The organism is Salinicoccus sediminis (assembly GCF_000986795.1).
Lineage (GTDB): Bacteria > Bacillota > Bacilli > Staphylococcales > Salinicoccaceae > Salinicoccus > Salinicoccus sediminis.
This window is the reverse complement of record NZ_LAYZ01000003.1, coordinates 81,929-97,900: the sequence shown is the minus strand read 5'-3', so window position 1 is coordinate 97,900 and position 15,972 is coordinate 81,929. Positions and strand designations below refer to the sequence as shown.

Genomic DNA, 15,972 nt, shown 5'->3' with positions numbered 1-15,972 from the left:
CTCAGTCCAGTTAAAAGGAGGGATAAACCATGTGGAAAGAATCATTTGAGGATAAGACAGGCAAGGTCAAACACCGCTTTTATGAGCGATACATTGACCCCTTGACAGGCAAGCGGAGACGTACCAGCGTTGTAATGAACAGAGATACCAGGCAGTCCGAAAAGGAAGCCCAGAAGCGCCTAAATGAGCAAATTGAGCAACGTATTAAATCAAATGAATCACATATGCCCGGTGTAGACAAACTCACGTTCCACCAGCTGGCCGAAGAATGGTTTGAGCGGTATAAACTCGCATCCGGCAGCAAGTCCGGCACGTTGCGATCAAAACGCTCCAGGCTCAATGTCATTTTAAAAAGCATCGATTCAGACATCCTTTATAAAAATATCAATACTCAATTCATTCAAAAGTTCATTGATTCCAAACATAAAGAAGGCATGGGTAAGGCTACACTGTCCGATTATCTGACGGTCATCCGATTTATCATCAGACATGCTAAAAAGACCTGTGGCATTGCTTCTATGGTTGCCCTGGAGGATGTAGAGATCCCCACAACGGTCAAGACCATTGAAGAGATTAAAAGTAAGCGGAATAACTTCCTGGAGCTGCATGAGGTTAAAGAGATATTGGAGTATGTCGATTACAAGATTAAAAATACCAAACGTGCGGATGTGACCAGGAACTTGAACATGATGAAATACATTATTGAGTTTCAAACTCTGAATGGTATGCGGATTAGTGAGTTGTTGGCCATTGAGACCCACAACATAGATTTAGAGAATAAGAAGTTAGAAATAGACGGTTCCATCAATTGGATTACACATGAAGGATCTTTCGGAGTTAAGGACACGACCAAAACAGAAAAATCATACCGTGTCATTGATATCACCGATCGGAGTTGTGAAATACTTAAAATGGTCATGTTGGATAATAAGAAGGAATCCATGTGGAATGAGAAGTTTACTGATAAAGGGTTTGTATTTACCAGTGTGGCCGGCTCCCCCTTGTTTAAAGAGAAGGTCAATATATTGCTAAAAGAAGCCAGTGAGTGGTGTGGCTTGAATAAGAGGATAACAACCCACACATTGAGACATACACATATTAGCATGCTGGCATCGTTTGATGTGAGCCTTAAAACGATCATGGAACGTGTCGGCCATACAGACCATAAGACCACGCTGCAGATCTATACACATGTTACTCAAAAGATGAATGATAAGATGATGGATAACCTGGAGAAGGTGATTATTTAATGGAGCATACATCAGAAGGAATACCAGAAGAGCTTAAAAACCTTAAAATTATAGTTGGTCAAGAGCCTTATAAAGAAGATGATAAAGTTAAATGTGAAACAAAACATTTAAAAGGTATTGATTGTGAAAAATTTTATCAATATTTTGATACCGTCGCTTTCGTCACTGGTAAACTCTCTCCTTTTAAACACACATTGGAAAATGTATTAAACCTTCTATATTATAATAAAAATTGTAAAATCAGGGACGAATATATTCATATAGCCACAAATAATAATTGGTTGAGCTTCGTCAATAACATGTACAAAGATTATAAGATGGTTTTCATCAACCAAAATGAACTTGATCTTAAATGCAATACTACAAATCAAATAATAAATTATGCGGAATCTATATTAATGTGTGGAAACCAGGCAGAAAAAACAATAAAATCTATAACCAAGGCTACTACTTCTAATGCCAAGTTATTTCTTTCTGTGCATCCTTCAACAATAACTTCTAGTAATACAAGATATATTGATGATTGGATTTCCATTCAAACTAATGGCATTTTATCAATACACCAAAATAATTATGACCATTCCGTTAAATTAGACTTTATGCTTTAAAACTATACTATATGCTTTATGCTTTGTTTTCCGACACTTTGCCCTGAAAGTGCCCTGAGAATAGAAAAAAGACATAATAAAAACCCTTGAAACGTTGTCGCATCAAGGGTTTTCGTAACTCTATTTATTACTGTTCTTCTTTTACATATGGGAGTAGTGCCATATGACGTGCACGCTTGATTGCTCCTGTGAGCTGGCGCTGATACTTCGCGGAAGTACCTGTAACACGTCTTGGAAGAATTTTACCACGTTCTGAAATGAACTTTTTAAGAAGGTCTACTTCTTTGTAGTCAATGTGCGTAATGCCATTGGCTGTGAAGTAACAAACCTTTTTACGGCGGCGACCGCCTCTTCTTGGACCTGCCATGATTTTTCCTCCTCTGTGATTATTTTATCGCTGATCCGTCTCCGGGATCATTTCCGGACACTATACTATCAGAATGGTAGATCGTCGTCGCTGATGTCAACCGGTCCGTCTGCATTCGCAAACGGATTTTCCTCAGCCCTGTCCTGTCTGGACTGCTGTGGCGCCGGTCTTGATCCCGTCGACTGGTTGCCATATGCATTCGTATAGCTGTCTGCGGAATTATTATTGTACTGCTGTTGTTGATTACCGCCTTGCCCTTTCGGTTCGAGGAATTGTACACTGTCACACACTACTTCAGTTACAAACACTCTCTGACCGTCCTTATTGTCATAAGTGCGGCTCTGCAGTCTTCCGTCAACACCCGCAAGACTTCCTTTTTTCAAATACTGATTGACGTTTTCCGCCTGCTTGCGGAATACAACACAGTTTATGAAGTCGGCACCGCGTTCGCCGTTCGAACTCGTGAACGGGCGGTTAACCGCCAAAGTAAAAGTTGCTACGGAAATGTTGTTTTGACTGACTTTAAGATCGGGGTCTTTTGTGAGACGACCAACCAATACAACACGGTTCAGCATGTAATCAACTCCAATGTGTTTTTAATTACTTGTTTTCTGCTTGTTCATCGCGGACAACGATGTGACGAATGATATCGTTGCTGATCTTGGCCAAACGGTCGAATTCGTTCGTTGCTTCAACTTCAGAATTCAATTTGATGATCTGGTAGAAACCTTCTTTGTAATCTTCGATTTCATACGCAAGACGACGTTTGCCCCACTCTTTTGATTCGACGATTTCCGCGCCATTTGAAGTCAATAGGTTATCAAAACGCTCAACGAGTGCTTTTTTAGCATCTTCCTCAATGTCTGGACGGATTACATATAGAATTTCATATGCTCTCATCTTCTACACCTCCTTATGGTCTTTAACGGCCTGTTTCAATGGAAACAGGCAAGGAATAATTTTCATTACTCACAATCCGATATTATACCAGTGTTTTGGTCATTTTACAATATATATTACACATTAAATCTGAAATGGACGACGTCCCCGTCTTTCATGATGTACTCTTTTCCTTCGAGGCGGACCTTGCCCGCTTCTTTCGCTTTGACTTCGCTTCCTGCTGCCACAAGATCATCGTAGCTCACCGTTTCTGCACGGATGAAGCCTTTCTTGAAGTCGGTGTGGATGATTCCGGCGCATTCCGGAGCTGTCATGCCCTTTTTGAATGTCCATGCACGCACTTCCTGCACGCCTGCAGTGAAGTATGTCGCAAGTCCCAGCAGGTCATAGGACGCCTTGATCAGTTTATCCAGACCGGATTCGCTGATGCCGAGCTCTTCAAGGAACATTTCCTTTTCATCTTCGTCAAGGACGGCAATCTCCTCTTCGACTTTTGCCGAGATGACGATGACTTCGGAGCCTTCCTTATCCGCATATTCCCGGATGTTCTCCAGGTGCACGTTGCCTTCCGTACTGCCGATATCCTCTTCCGCCACGTTTGCGACATAGAGCATCGGCTTCTGTGTGAGCATATGGAAGTTCTTTACGTATTTCGCTTCCTCTTCGGAAAACTCCATCGAACGCACCGGCTGGTCGTTCTCGAGCCCTTCCTTGATCTTCTGGAGGATGGCCACTTCCGCCATGGCATCCTTGTCTTTCTGCTTCGCCATTTTCTCCAGGCGCGGCAGTCTTTTCTCGACGCTTTCAAGGTCGGCAAGGATGAGTTCCATATTGATGATTTCAATATCATCCACAGGGTTCACCTGGCCGGATACATGCGTGACGTTCTCGTCGTTGAACGCACGGACGACCTGGCAGATTGCATCCACTTCCCGGATGTGGGCGAGGAATTTATTGCCGAGCCCCTCACCTTTGGATGCACCTTTGACGATGCCGGCGATATCCGTAAATTCAAATGCTGTGGGAACGGTCTTTTTCGGGTCGACCATTTCTGTAAGCTTGTTGAGCCTCACGTCCGGCACTTCGACGATGCCGACGTTCGGATCGATTGTTGCGAACGGGTAGTTCGCGGCAAGCGCGCCTGCCTTTGTTATTGCATTAAATAATGTGGATTTACCAACGTTCGGCAACCCCACGATTCCTGCTGTCAGAGCCATTTATAATCACCTTTACACTTCATTTTTTACTTCACTGATTTCATCCGTTTTTCAAAATCACGCCGCGGCATCATGACGACACGGCCGCACTGTTCACATCTGATCTTGATGTCGGCGCCGAGCCGTGTGATACGGAACAGTCTGCTGCCGCACGGATGCTGCTTTTTCATCTCTACTATGTCATTCATCCCGTACTCTTTTTCCATATCATTCACCTTCTGCTTTGTCATTTACCTCGAAATCCTGAATGTCCATTTTAGGAACGGAAATATATATACCTTTGGTTGCGAGATGGTTTTTGATCCTTTTTCTCATGCGCCTTGTTGCTCCGAAATGTTCCATCGGTTCTGTTTCGAGCATCACTCTCATGATGGCCTCGCCGTTTTCGATGCCCTGCAGGCCGAGGACTTCAGGCATGGAGACAAGCGTCTCTTCATCCCTCCATCTTTCCTCGAAATAGCTGCTGAGGATGCCCTCCACTTCATCAAGGTCCTCATCAAGCGACAGATTGATGTCCAGCATGGAAATCGCATTGTAGCGTGAGAAGTTGATCACTTCACTGATTGAACCGTTCGGTACGACAATCAGCTCGCCTTCCCAACCCTGTATCTTCGTGGATCTGAGGCTGAAGGCGATGACTTCGCCTTCCCCGATCGGTGTTCCGCTTGTGTTTATCCTGACAAAATCACCTTTGTCGAACTGGTTTTCCAGAATAATGAAGAATCCTGTAATCATGTCCTTCACCAGGCTCTGTGCACCGAAACCTACAGCCAGACCAACGACACCGGCACCGGCGAGCAGCGTGCGCACCGGCAGGTTGAACGTTTCAAGCACCATCATGATGATGACGAACCATATGATGACCGTGGCAGCATTCTGCAGCACATTGATCAGTGTCTTGTTGCGTTTCTCGCTGCCCCTGATCTTTGTTTTCGACTTCGATTTATAACTGAAGAAGTTGTCTATGATCCGGTTGGCAATTTTGACCAGGATCAGTGCAACGATAATCAGAACAATCGCAGTAAGTACTTTCCCGCCCAGTCCAAGCCAAAGTTCAGGATCTGTCAGATCCGCCATGAGCTGCTGAACGACTGTAAGTGTCTCATCCGCTGTGTTACCCAGTATAGAAAACAAATTTACACATCCATTCTATGAATTTTCAAGTATTGAAATGATCCTTTTGAATTCCTCTTCATTCCTGAATTCCAGGGAGATCGTCCCCTTTTTCCGCTGTCGGCTGATTTCTACATTCGTTCCAAACCGTTCCTTCAGCTTCGTTTCATGCCGGTTGATGAAAGCCGGCTTTTCCTGAGCCTTCCTCCTTCTCTTCACGGAAGGTCCGGACAGGGATTTCACATAGGCTTCGAGCGCCCTGACGCTCATTTTCTCATCCACTGCCTTTTTTGCTGCCGCTTCCAGCTGCAGCGGATCTTTGAGCGACAGTAAAGTCCTGCCGTGCGCCCCCGAAAGTTCGCCCGCGCTGATCATCCGCCTTACACGGGGCGGCAGGCTGAGCAGCCTGAGCATATTGGCGATATACGGTCGCGATTTGCCCAGCCGTTCTGCGACGGCATTCTGTGTGAGCCCGAGTTCATCCATCAGTTCACGATAGCTTCCCGCCTCTTCCAGCGGGTTCAGATTCTCCCGCTGCAGATTTTCGATGATCGCAAATTCCATCATCTGCCTGTCCGTCAGCTCTTTGACGATGGCCGGGATGGATTCCTTTTCTGCAAGCCTGCTTGCCCTGAACCGGCGTTCGCCGGCCACTATGTCGTATCCTTTGACTGATTTCCTCACAATGATCGGCTGGATTATACCATGTTCAGATATGGAATCGGCGAGTTCCCTGAGTTTTTCGTCATCGAATTCAGTCCTCGGCTGATATGGATTGCGGCGGATTTCTGCCATGTCCAGCATGGAGACTGTTTCATCGTCCCCCGGGGTTCCATGTATTCCATCAAGTTCTCCGGCCACTGCCGTCACCTCCATCACCTGAAACGGCAGTGCTGCCGTCATTTCTGTTTGGAATCACATATAATATTATATCAGCCTGCCGGCGTTTGTGACACCAAAACAAAACACCCACCGGAGTCAGTGCCTGTGAGTGTTTTATTTGAATATCTTTATATTCACTTCATGGAATTCCTTCTGCTCGGAAGTATCGTAGGATACGTCCATGCCCCTGTTCCTGAGTTTTTCAATTTCACGGTTCAGGTCATTCAGCATGAATGACACGTCATCCTTGAAATCAATTTCCCCGTTGACATGTTTCAGCCGGTTTTTGACGGCTGTTTCAGTGTCCTTCACCGTCAGATTCCCGCCTTTGATATCTGCGAGCACTTCTGTCTGCGATTCATCATCCAGACTGAGCAGACTTCTCGCGTGACGTTCTGAAATATCCTGGCGCTGCAGCGCTTCGATCACATCATCGGACAGTTTCAGCAGACGCAGCTTATTGGCGATGAACGACTGGCTCTTGCCCAGATTCTGGGCAAGGTTCTTCTGTGTGATGCCGTCCATCTTGAGCAGCTTCCGGTATGCCCTCGCCTCTTCGATGGCGGAGAGGTTCTCACGCTGGATATTCTCAATGAGGGCGATTGCAGCCGATTCGGTATCCGTCAGATACTTCACGATGACTTCCGCTTCCTCGCGGTTCATCATCTTCAGTGCACGGAAACGCCGCTCCCCCGCGATGATTTCATACATGCCCTCTTCGATCGGCCTGACAGTGATCGGCTGCAGAAGGCCGTGCTCCCCGATGGAATCCGCAAGCTCTTTTATGCGGTCGCGGTCAAAATCTGTCCGGGGCTGATACCGGTTCGGGACGATATTCTCCAGCGGAAGAAGCTGCAGTGACACATCTTCTTTTTTCTCGTCACTTTTGTCAATGAGTCCAAAAAGTCTGGAAAAAGGCTTTTTCATCTGCCTCACCTGCCTGTCATTTTAATGGTGATTTGTTCGGTGTACCCGGTTTTCTCGGATACTTCTTCGGTGTCTTGCGTATTTTTTCTATATCCAGTATATACCGTTCGCTGTCCTCTTCGGGAAGCACGAAACTGTAAGTCTCCCGCACCCGGCCGCCGAGCAGCTCGAGTGCAAAGCTGCTCTCCTCAAGTTCCGCAAGCCCTCTTTTGCCTTTCAGCACTATGAAGCTGCCGCCGGTCCGGACCAGCGGCAGACAGAGTTCGGCAAGGACATTCAGCTGTGCAACCGCACGCGCTGTCACGATATCAAAGTTGTGGCGCTGGGCGCCCTGCCCGAACGTCTCTGCCCGGTCGTGGACGAGATGCATCCTGTCGATACCCAGATTGGCCGACAGTTCATTGAGGAAGCCGATGCGTTTGTTGAGCGAATCGACGATTGTGACTTTCAGATCCGGACGGACGATCTTCATCGGTATGCTCGGAAAACCTGCCCCGGCGCCCACATCGCATATATCCGCATCCTGCTTGATATCGATGTTGAACAGCGGTGTCAGGGAGTCGTAGAAATGCTTCAGATACACTTCCTCCTCCCCGGTCACAGCGGTCAGGTTGATCTTTTCATTCCATTCCACAAGCATCTCGAAATATGTCCTGAACTGGCTGATCTGGTGCGGTGTGAGACCGATGCCCTGTGCCTCAAGTGCGTCTATGAATTGTTGTTCCGTCATGCGTTTACCCTTTTGATGTTGCCCTGTTCGATATAGACGAGAAGGATGGAGACATCGGCCGGGTTCACGCCTGAAATCCTGGATGCCTGTGCGATATCCAGAGGCTTGACTTTCTTGAGCTTATCAAGCGCCTCTGTCGCCAGGGAATGCACCGCGTCGTAATCGATGTCCGCCGGAATCTTCTTTTTCTCCATGCGTTTCATCTTCTCGACCTGGGCGAGGGATTTGGCGATATAGCCGTCATACTTCGTCTGGATTTCAACCTGTTCGTACTCCTCTTTGGAAATCATGATGTCCTCTTCCAGAATCTCCATGATGGATTCATAGTCCATCTCCGGACGTTTGAGCAGATCGAATGCAAGGATGCCGTCCTTGAGCAGCGTTCCGCCTCTTGACTCGATTACAGACTGTGCTTTTTCGTTCGGCTTGATGCGGACATTCTTAAGACGGTCGATTTCCGCTTCGATATTCTGTTTCTTCACAAGGAACGCATCATAGCGCGCATCCCCGATCAGGCCGATTTCATGGCCTTTTTCAGTCAGACGGAGGTCCGCGTTGTCATGACGGAGCAGCAGACGGTGTTCCGCCCTGGACGTAAGCAGACGGTAGGGTTCATTCGTCCCTTTGGTGACGAGATCATCGATCAGTACGCCGATGTAGGCATCGGAGCGGCTCAGGATGAGCGGTTCCTCGCCGAGCAGCTTGGCTGCAGCGTTGACACCGGCAAGGAGCCCCTGGCCCGCCGCCTCTTCATAGCCGCTCGTACCGTTGATCTGACCGGCGGTGAAGAGGTTCTCTATTTTTTTCGTCTCAAGTGACGGCCACAGCTGTGTCGGCACAAGTGCATCATACTCGATGGCATAGCCGGAGCGCATCATGCGCGCGTTTTCAAGGCCCGGCACGGAAGCGAGCATCTCGCGCTGGACGTTTTCAGGCATGCTTGTGGAAAGCCCCTGTACATAGACTTCTTTCGTCCCCCTGCCTTCTGGTTCAAGGAAAATCTGATGCCGCGGCTTATCGTTGAAGCGCACGATCTTATCTTCGATTGACGGGCAGTAGCGCGGACCGGTGCCCACGATATTCCCGGAATACATTGCTGAGAGATGCAGATTGTCATTGATGATCTGGTGCGTATTCTCTGAAGTGTACGTCAGCCAGCATGGCAGCTGGTCCATGATGAACTCTGTCGTCTCGAAGCTGAATGCCCTCGGCACATCGTCGCCCGGCTGGATTTCAGTTTTCGAATAATCGATGGAATCCGAGTTGACGCGTGGCGGCGTACCCGTTTTGAAGCGGACGATATCGAAACCGAGCTGCTTCAGCTGATCGGCAAGCGGCACGGAAGGCATCTGGTGGTTCGGACCGCTGGAGTATTTCAGATCCCCGAGGATGATTTCGCCGCGCAGGAATGTCCCTGTCGTAACGATGACCGCCCCGGCATCGTAGATTGTGCCGATATTCGTTTTCACACCTTTGACCACATCATCCTCCACGATGATCTCATCAACCATGCCCTGCAGGATGTCCAGGTTCGGTTCATCCTCGAGTACACGTTTCATCTCCTGCTGATACAGCGTCTTGTCCGCCTGTGCGCGGAGTGCGCGCACTGCAGGCCCTTTCCCTGTGTTCAGCATCCGCATCTGTATGTGCGTCTTATCTATTACTTTAGCCATCTGCCCGCCGAGTGCATCGACTTCCCTGACGACGATCCCTTTGGCCGGGCCGCCTACAGACGGGTTGCATGGCATGAATGCGATATTGTCCAGGTTAATGGTCAGCATCAATGTTTTAAGCCCTTTGCGTGCAGAGGCAAGTCCCGCTTCGACGCCTGCATGTCCTGCACCAATGACCACAACATCGTATTTCATATTTCCTGTCATAGTTTTCCTCCTCTTATTTTCCAAGACAGAACTGGCTGAAGAGCTGGTCGATCAGCTGTTCGCTGACATCTTCACCAATGACTTCCCCAAGCAGTTCCCAAGTTTTGACAAGGTCGATCTGTATGATATCGACCGGTACGTCCATCTCCGCTGATTCAATTGCGTCACTGATTGCCCGCTTCGCGTCTTCCAGCAGGCCGATGTGCCTGTTGTTGGAGACATAAGTCGAATCCGTGGACTGGATGCTGCCTTCAAAGAACAGCTCAGCAATCCTGTCCTCCAGATCGTCAACACCCGTGCTGTTTATGATCGATGTACCGACGACGGGCATGTCCGGGTAGCGCCTGCCAAGATCCTCTGTATCAAACTTCGTTTCGAGATCGAGTTTATTCACAATGACGATCACTTTCTGGTCGGATACGGAATCAAGGATCTCGATATCCTCATCTGTGAGCGGTTCGTTGTTGTTTACCACATACAGGATCAGTTCGGCCTGGATGAGTGCCTGGCGGCTCCGCTCCACGCCGATCTTCTCGACGATGTCGTCGGTATCCCTGATTCCCGCCGTATCGACGAGCTTGAGCGGAATGCCGTTGACGTTGACGTATTCCTCCAAAATGTCCCGCGTTGTTCCGGCGACGTCCGTGACAATCGCCTTGTTGTCCTGGATGAAATAGTTGAGGAGTGAACTTTTACCGACATTCGGCTTGCCGACGATGACGGTGCTCAGACCTTCCCTCAAAATCTTTCCCTGCGAGCTGCTTTTCAGAAGTTTTTCAATCTCTGTTTCCACTTTTTCCGCTTCTTCCAGAAGAAACGATGTTGTCGCTTCCTCGACATCATCGTATTCCGGATAGTCTATATTCACTTCCACCTGGGCAAGGATGTTCAGAATGCTCTGTCTCAGGCTTTCGACGTATGTCTTGAGCCTGCCCTGCATCTGTTGGTTGGCCACCTTGGACGCCTCGGTCGTCTTCGACCTGATGAAGTCCATGACCCCTTCAGCCTGCGAAAGGTCGATTCTTCCATTTAAAAATGCGCGCTTTGTAAATTCGCCGGGTTCGGCCATGCGGGCTCCATGTTTCAAAGTGAGCTGCAGCACACGGTTTACGGTATGGATTCCGCCATGGCAATTGATCTCAACTATATCCTCCCTGGTATAGGTCTTCGGCGCGCGCATTACAGCTGCCATGACCTCCTCCACGGATTCACCAGTTTCGGGATCAACAATATGCCCGTAATTGATCGTATGGGAATCCACCGACGACAACGGTCCCGCCCCTTTGTAGAGGGTGTCGGCGATTTCCACGGCATCTATGCCTGACAGACGGACAATCGCAATCGCACCTTCGCCCACCGGGGTCGAGATACTGGATATAGTTTCTAATTGCATAGTGCAGTACTCCTTTTATTTCTTTTCTATCACTAAATAGCGGTTCGGCTCGGAACCTTCTGAATATGTTTCAATATTTTCAATGTCACTGAGCACATGATGCATGATCTTGCGTTCGAATGAAGGCATGGGCTCCAGCCTGAGCGGCCCGTTTGACCTGAGTGCCTTTTTTGACATGTTCATCGCCAGGTTCTCGAGGGTCTCCCTGCGCTTTTCCCTGTAGTCCCCGACATCGAGGATGATGATGCCGTAGCTTCTGTGGATGGAATTGAAGTAGTTCTGGGCGACTTCCTGCAGTGCATTCAGCGTCGCGCCCCGCTTGCCGATCAGTTTGGCGGCCGCCGGCGACTCGATGTCTATCCGGATCTCATTGCCTTTTATAGCCGTCCCGCTCGTACCTTCAAGATTCATATCCCTGATGATGCTATCTATATAATGTTGTGTCTGTTCCGCCGCTTCCCGCATAAGTGCCTTGTTGTCCCTCGGGGGGGCGCCGGTGTCAGACTCATCCGCAGTCACTTCTCCAGACGGTTCCGGCGTGGTTTTTCCGCCGGTTTCTTCCATAGAAGAGCCGGCATCTTCCGGAGCCGTTTCCGCCGCTTCTTTTTCAGCAGGCGCCTCCGCGATGACGCTGTCCTCTTTTTCAACGTCCCTTGAAATGAGCGCCTCTATGGATCCATACATCTTCAGTTCCGGGTTGATGACAGTCAGTCTGACCGCCGCATCCTTTTTGCCGAAACCGAGAATCCCGCGCTTCCCTTCATCTTCGACATCTATCCTGATATCCGATTCGGTTACTTGCAGTTCTTCCAGACCTTTGGCGATTGCACGATCGACGGTTTCTTCCCTATAAATCCTGTACATGGCAGTGACCCCCGTGTCATTTTATACATCTCGCGATTTTCAGCACATGCAATAATGATTTCTCCATCTGATGATAGTCCATATGGCTGACAGGCTGCCTGGCGATCACGACATATTCCCTCGGGTTGAGTGAATTCTGATGCTTCTGGAAAAACACCCGGATGCGCCTTTTGATCTTATTGCGTTTTACGGCATTACCGAGCTTTTTGGATACACTGATTCCGAGGCGCATATGATCTGTTTTAGGATTGTCTGTCAGGTAGACTACAAATTGTCTGTTTGCAAAAGATTTTCCTTTTTTGAAGACGAGCTGAAAATCCTTTTCCCTTTTAATTCTGTATCTTTTCTTCATCATCAATACGCTCTTTCATATGATATTCCATTATACAAAATCCGGCGACATTTATAAAATATCCCGCCATATACATAAAAAAAGATCACCTGTTCAGATGATCTTGGGGTATTAGGCTGAAAGAACTTTTCTGCCTTTTCTTCTGCGACGGGCTAAAACTTTACGTCCGTTCTTTGTGCTCATTCTTTTACGGAAACCGTGCACTTTGCTGTGTTTACGTTTATTTGGCTGGTAAGTACGTTTTGTCATTTTAAAATACACCTCCATGATACTTCTGCCTGTATATAGCTTCTAAATTAAGCTTCTAAAATTGTAACTATTAAAGAATAACAGAAACACCCCCTGATTTCAACACAATTTTCACTTTTAACCAGCCGGAAATTTCTGTGGATAACTTTTATCGTGCACACCCGCTGTGGATAATAATCCGGCATTTTTATATTTTCCACAGGTTATACGCCCGTTTATCCCCAGATGCACAGATGTGAACAACAGCCCTGTGGATAACTTGTGAATTTGTGCATATCTCCTCTGAGCTGTTGATATTATACGCTGGATTCGATATAATTCTGTTTACGTAATTGTGGAAAAACGTCCTGAATACGAATGTTATCCACAGAATGTTAATAACCTGTGGACAGTTATCAAAGTTCGTGGAAAATCTTTATCCACAGCCTGTGATTATGTGAATAAGAAAAGAGGACAAACCTAATGAGCAGTTTAAATGATATATGGAACAATACATTAAAAGGGATAGAAGAACAGATTGCCACCGCCAGCTATTCGACATGGTTCAAAGAAACGTCGATGACCCACCTCGACAACGACCAGGCGGTCGTCAAAGCTGAATCCCAGTTCCAGCGTGACTGGCTTGAGAAAAACTACAGCCAACTGATTCAGGAACAGCTGTATGAAGTCATGGGGGAAAAGCCGGACATCCATATCGTCACCGAGGATGAACAGTCAAGGGGGATGACGGAAGCTGTCGGAAAGGAACCTGAGGAAACACCTGATTTCCCGGTCCATAACCAGCTCAACGTCAACAATACATTCGAGACTTTCGTCATCGGCAACGGCAACCGCTTCAGCCACGCCGCTTCACTCGCCGTCGCCGAGGCGCCGGCCAAAGCATACAATCCGCTTTTCATATACGGAGGCGTCGGTCTCGGCAAGACGCACCTGATGCATGCCATCGGGCATTATGTACTGGAACACCGGCCGAATGCGAAAGTCGCCTACCTGTCCAGTGAAAAATTTACGAATGAATTCATAAACTCCATCAGGGACAACAAGACCGAAGCTTTCAGGAACAGGTACAGGAATGTGGATGTGCTGCTGATTGATGACATACAGTTCCTTGCCGGCAAGGAATCGACACAGGAGGAATTCTTCCATACGTTCAATGCGCTGCATGAAGACAACAAGCAGATTGTCATTTCGAGCGACCGTACACCGAAGGAGATCCCGACGCTTGAGGACAGGCTGAGATCCCGCTTCGAATGGGGCCTTATCACCGATATCACCCCCCCCGACCTCGAAACACGCATTGCGATACTGCGCAAAAAATGCGAAGAGGAAGAAGTCGAAATACCTAATGAAGCGATGATCTACATTGCGAACCATATACAGACGAATATACGTGAACTGGAAGGGGCACTCACGCGTGTCGCAGCCTATTCGAAGCTGGTGAACCAGCCGCTGACGCCGGAGATGGTCTCAGAAGCCCTGAAGGATCTCGTCACCCAGTCCAGTTCGAAGAAGATTACGGTCGCTGACATACAGGAAGCCGTCGCAGACTTCTACGGCATCCAGATCGAGGAATTCTCATCCAAAAAACGTACAAAATCCATCGCTTTCCCGAGGCAGATCGCAATGTATCTCTCACGTGAGCTGACCGACTACTCACTGCCGAAAATCGGTGAGGTTTTCGGCGGACGGGACCACTCCACCGTCATCCATGCGCATGAAAAGATTTCCAAAATGCTGAACCAGGATGAAATTTTCAAGCAGGAGCTGGAACAGATAGAAAATAAGATCAGCTGACGGATGTGCACAGTGTGGATAAATGTTACACTGGAGCCAACAGATTATGCACATGTGGATAACTTATATATCAAAGGTCTTCACGACTTATCCACAAATCCACAGGACCTACTGTTATTATTACTTTATTTAATTATCAATATATATAATAAGGAGTCATTATCATATGAAAATCAGCATTAATCGCCAGTATTTCATTGAACAATTGAATCATTGTCTCAAAGCGATATCACCAAGGACGACACTCCCCATCCTCAATGGTATAAAAATGGAAGTGAAGGACAACCAGCTGCTCCTGACGGGCAGTGACTCAGAGATATCCATAGAAATCACAATACCTACGGAAATTGATAATGAAGAAATCCTGGAAATTAATGAACCCGGCGCTGTCGTATTGTCCGGCAGATTCTTTGTCGACATCATCAAAAAGCTCTCCGGTGATTTTGTACAGCTCGAAACGAATGATTCATACCAGACAAAGATCACTGCTTCTAAATCCGAATTCAACCTGAGCGGCAATGATCCGGACCAGTATCCTCTGCTGCCGGAAGTGAATGATGACGAAAGCATCGTACTGAAATCGACAGTGCTCAAAACGATTATCAACCAGACCAATTTTGCGGTTTCCATGTCGGAAACACGCCCTGTCCTGACAGGTGTGAACTGGGAATTCAATGAGGAAGGCATAAAATTCACAGCAACGGATTCACACAGGCTGGCGCTCCGCAAACTAAGCGGGGAACAGTTCTCCATGGGAACCATGAATGCGATCATCCCCGGTAAATCACTGTCCGAACTGAATAAGATCATCACTGATTCAGATGAAGAAGTGGAAATCCATTTCTCCCAGAACCAGGTGCTGTTCAGCTACGGCAACATGCGCTTCATTTCAAGGCTGCTTGAAGGGAACTATCCGGATACTTCAAGGCTGTTCCCGGAAAACTACGAAACGAAGGTCACTGTGGACAACTCAAGCTTCTATCATGCGATCGACCGCGTCTCCCTCCTGGCACGGGAGGGCGGCAACAACGTCATCCGCATGACGGTGGAGGACGGCAGCGTGGAACTGTCCTCCAACTCGCCGGAAGTCGGCACGGTGAATGAAGATGTGAACACAAACGGCGTGGAGGGCGAAGGGCTTAAGATCTCCTTCAACTCCAAGTACATGATGGATGCACTGAAAGCCGTCAATGATGATGAAGTGACGATCGATTTCTTCGGTACGATGCGCCCGTTCACACTGAGCGCCGCGAATTCCGACGAAGTCATCCAGCTGATCCTGCCGATCCGCACGTATTAGGTATAAAAATCTTATAAATGGCGACTGAGGCCCAGAAATTTAAAAACAGGGCTTCTCAGTCGCTTTTTTATTTTCAAAGGGGAAAACCCTAAAAAGCCCATAAAACGCTCTGAAGGCTTTATTTGCCCTTCTGGAGTGAAATTTAT

18 protein-coding genes are annotated in these 15,972 nt (G+C 47.8%); 4 read left to right on the top strand and 14 right to left on the bottom strand.

Features of this window, described 5'->3' with window-relative positions:
* The first annotated feature begins 29 nt into the window (after nt 1-29).
* Both WN59_RS06640 and WN59_RS06635 read left to right on the top strand, forming a co-directional pair.
* Nucleotides 30-1,250 carry a tyrosine-type recombinase/integrase gene (locus tag WN59_RS06640; protein ID WP_046514677.1) on the top strand — a complete coding sequence of 407 codons (1,221 nt, stop codon included), beginning with the start codon at nt 30-32 and terminating at the stop codon, nt 1,248-1,250.
* The gene (locus WN59_RS06635) at nt 1,250-1,858 is read left to right on the top strand and encodes a hypothetical protein (RefSeq protein ID WP_046514674.1); all 609 of its coding nucleotides are present in this window, start codon (nt 1,250-1,252) and stop codon (nt 1,856-1,858) included. Before WN59_RS06640 ends, WN59_RS06635 begins: the two co-directional genes overlap by 1 nt.
* Nucleotides 1,859-1,985: 127 nt before the next feature.
* Here WN59_RS06635 and rpsR read toward each other — a convergent pair whose 3' ends face one another.
* From rpsR to rpmH, 14 genes are all read right to left on the bottom strand, one after another.
* Nucleotides 1,986-2,228, bottom strand: a complete 243-nt coding sequence (gene rpsR, locus WN59_RS06630) for a 30S ribosomal protein S18 (protein WP_156172405.1) — start codon at nt 2,226-2,228, stop codon at nt 1,986-1,988.
* A gap of 65 nt (nt 2,229-2,293) precedes the next feature.
* Entirely contained in the window at nt 2,294-2,800 is a 507-nt protein-coding gene (gene ssb, locus WN59_RS06625) for a single-stranded DNA-binding protein (RefSeq protein ID WP_046514668.1), read from the bottom strand.
* 25 nt (nt 2,801-2,825) lie between these two features.
* The gene (rpsF, locus tag WN59_RS06620; RefSeq protein WP_046514665.1) at nt 2,826-3,125 is read right to left on the bottom strand and encodes a 30S ribosomal protein S6; all 300 of its coding nucleotides are present in this window, start codon (nt 3,123-3,125) and stop codon (nt 2,826-2,828) included.
* A 116-nt stretch (nt 3,126-3,241) separates the two neighbouring features.
* A complete protein-coding gene (ychF, locus tag WN59_RS06615) occupies nt 3,242-4,342 on the bottom strand; it encodes a redox-regulated ATPase YchF (RefSeq protein ID WP_046514662.1) in 1,101 nt (366 codons plus the stop codon).
* Nucleotides 4,343-4,368: 26 nt separating this feature from the next.
* On the bottom strand, nt 4,369-4,548 hold the full coding sequence (locus tag WN59_RS06610) for a DUF951 domain-containing protein (RefSeq protein ID WP_046514912.1): 180 nt from the start codon (nt 4,546-4,548) through the stop codon (nt 4,369-4,371).
* A gap of 1 nt (nt 4,549) precedes the next feature.
* On the bottom strand, nt 4,550-5,476 hold the full coding sequence (locus tag WN59_RS06605; RefSeq protein WP_052747317.1) for a mechanosensitive ion channel family protein: 927 nt from the start codon (nt 5,474-5,476) through the stop codon (nt 4,550-4,552).
* 15 nt (nt 5,477-5,491) lie between these two features.
* Nucleotides 5,492-6,316, bottom strand: coding sequence for a ParB/RepB/Spo0J family partition protein (locus WN59_RS06600; RefSeq protein ID WP_269430683.1), 825 nt, complete (start codon nt 6,314-6,316; stop codon nt 5,492-5,494).
* 135 nt (nt 6,317-6,451) lie between these two features.
* Complete coding sequence (locus WN59_RS06595; protein ID WP_046514659.1) at nt 6,452-7,264, bottom strand: ParB/RepB/Spo0J family partition protein; 813 nt, start codon at nt 7,262-7,264, stop codon at nt 6,452-6,454.
* A gap of 16 nt (nt 7,265-7,280) precedes the next feature.
* Entirely contained in the window at nt 7,281-7,994 is a 714-nt protein-coding gene (gene rsmG / locus WN59_RS06590) for a 16S rRNA (guanine(527)-N(7))-methyltransferase RsmG (RefSeq protein WP_046514656.1), read from the bottom strand.
* A complete protein-coding gene (mnmG, locus tag WN59_RS06585; RefSeq protein ID WP_046514653.1) occupies nt 7,991-9,874 on the bottom strand; it encodes a tRNA uridine-5-carboxymethylaminomethyl(34) synthesis enzyme MnmG in 1,884 nt (627 codons plus the stop codon). Before mnmG ends, rsmG begins: the two co-directional genes overlap by 4 nt.
* 13 nt (nt 9,875-9,887) lie before the next feature.
* Nucleotides 9,888-11,267, bottom strand: coding sequence for a tRNA uridine-5-carboxymethylaminomethyl(34) synthesis GTPase MnmE (gene mnmE / locus WN59_RS06580; protein WP_046514650.1), 1,380 nt, complete (start codon nt 11,265-11,267; stop codon nt 9,888-9,890).
* A 15-nt stretch (nt 11,268-11,282) separates the two neighbouring features.
* Entirely contained in the window at nt 11,283-12,131 is an 849-nt protein-coding gene (jag, locus tag WN59_RS06575) for an RNA-binding cell elongation regulator Jag/EloR (protein ID WP_046514648.1), read from the bottom strand.
* Nucleotides 12,132-12,147: 16 nt separating this feature from the next.
* A complete protein-coding gene (gene rnpA / locus WN59_RS06570) occupies nt 12,148-12,483 on the bottom strand; it encodes a ribonuclease P protein component (protein WP_046514902.1) in 336 nt (111 codons plus the stop codon).
* A 111-nt stretch (nt 12,484-12,594) separates the two neighbouring features.
* Entirely contained in the window at nt 12,595-12,732 is a 138-nt protein-coding gene (rpmH, locus tag WN59_RS13530) for a 50S ribosomal protein L34 (RefSeq protein ID WP_082099208.1), read from the bottom strand.
* Nucleotides 12,733-13,194: 462 nt separating this feature from the next.
* Here rpmH and dnaA point away from each other — a divergent pair, with 462 nt between their 5' ends.
* A complete protein-coding gene (gene dnaA / locus WN59_RS06565) occupies nt 13,195-14,526 on the top strand; it encodes a chromosomal replication initiator protein DnaA (protein ID WP_046514645.1) in 1,332 nt (443 codons plus the stop codon).
* Nucleotides 14,527-14,692: 166 nt separating this feature from the next.
* Nucleotides 14,693-15,826: a DNA polymerase III subunit beta gene (gene dnaN / locus WN59_RS06560; protein ID WP_046514642.1), complete on the top strand. Its 1,134-nt coding sequence runs from the start codon at nt 14,693-14,695 to the stop codon at nt 15,824-15,826.
* The last annotated feature ends 146 nt before the right edge of the window (nt 15,827-15,972 follow it).

Excerpts from the sequence above, each read along its gene's own strand:
- WN59_RS06595 (WP_046514659.1), bottom strand. The coding sequence starts at position 7,264 with ATGAAAAAGCCTTTTTCCAGACTTTTTGGACTCATTGACAAAAGTGAC.
- rsmG (WP_046514656.1), bottom strand. The coding sequence starts at position 7,994 with ATGACGGAACAACAATTCATAGACGCACTTGAGGCACAGGGCATCGGT.
- WN59_RS06640 (WP_046514677.1), top strand. The coding sequence starts at position 30 with ATGTGGAAAGAATCATTTGAGGATAAGACAGGCAAGGTCAAACACCGC.
- ychF (WP_046514662.1), bottom strand. The coding sequence starts at position 4,342 with ATGGCTCTGACAGCAGGAATCGTGGGGTTGCCGAACGTTGGTAAATCC.
- WN59_RS06610 (WP_046514912.1), bottom strand. The coding sequence starts at position 4,548 with ATGGAAAAAGAGTACGGGATGAATGACATAGTAGAGATGAAAAAGCAG.
- mnmE (WP_046514650.1), bottom strand. The coding sequence starts at position 11,267 with ATGCAATTAGAAACTATATCCAGTATCTCGACCCCGGTGGGCGAAGGT.
- rpmH (WP_082099208.1), bottom strand. The coding sequence starts at position 12,732 with ATGACAAAACGTACTTACCAGCCAAATAAACGTAAACACAGCAAAGTG.
- WN59_RS06635 (WP_046514674.1), top strand. The coding sequence starts at position 1,250 with ATGGAGCATACATCAGAAGGAATACCAGAAGAGCTTAAAAACCTTAAA.
- jag (WP_046514648.1), bottom strand. The coding sequence starts at position 12,131 with ATGTACAGGATTTATAGGGAAGAAACCGTCGATCGTGCAATCGCCAAA.
- dnaA (WP_046514645.1), top strand. The coding sequence starts at position 13,195 with ATGAGCAGTTTAAATGATATATGGAACAATACATTAAAAGGGATAGAA.
- mnmG (WP_046514653.1), bottom strand. The coding sequence starts at position 9,874 with ATGACAGGAAATATGAAATACGATGTTGTGGTCATTGGTGCAGGACAT.
- rnpA (WP_046514902.1), bottom strand. The coding sequence starts at position 12,483 with ATGAAGAAAAGATACAGAATTAAAAGGGAAAAGGATTTTCAGCTCGTC.
- dnaN (WP_046514642.1), top strand. The coding sequence starts at position 14,693 with ATGAAAATCAGCATTAATCGCCAGTATTTCATTGAACAATTGAATCAT.
- rpsF (WP_046514665.1), bottom strand. The coding sequence starts at position 3,125 with ATGAGAGCATATGAAATTCTATATGTAATCCGTCCAGACATTGAGGAA.
- ssb (WP_046514668.1), bottom strand. The coding sequence starts at position 2,800 with ATGCTGAACCGTGTTGTATTGGTTGGTCGTCTCACAAAAGACCCCGAT.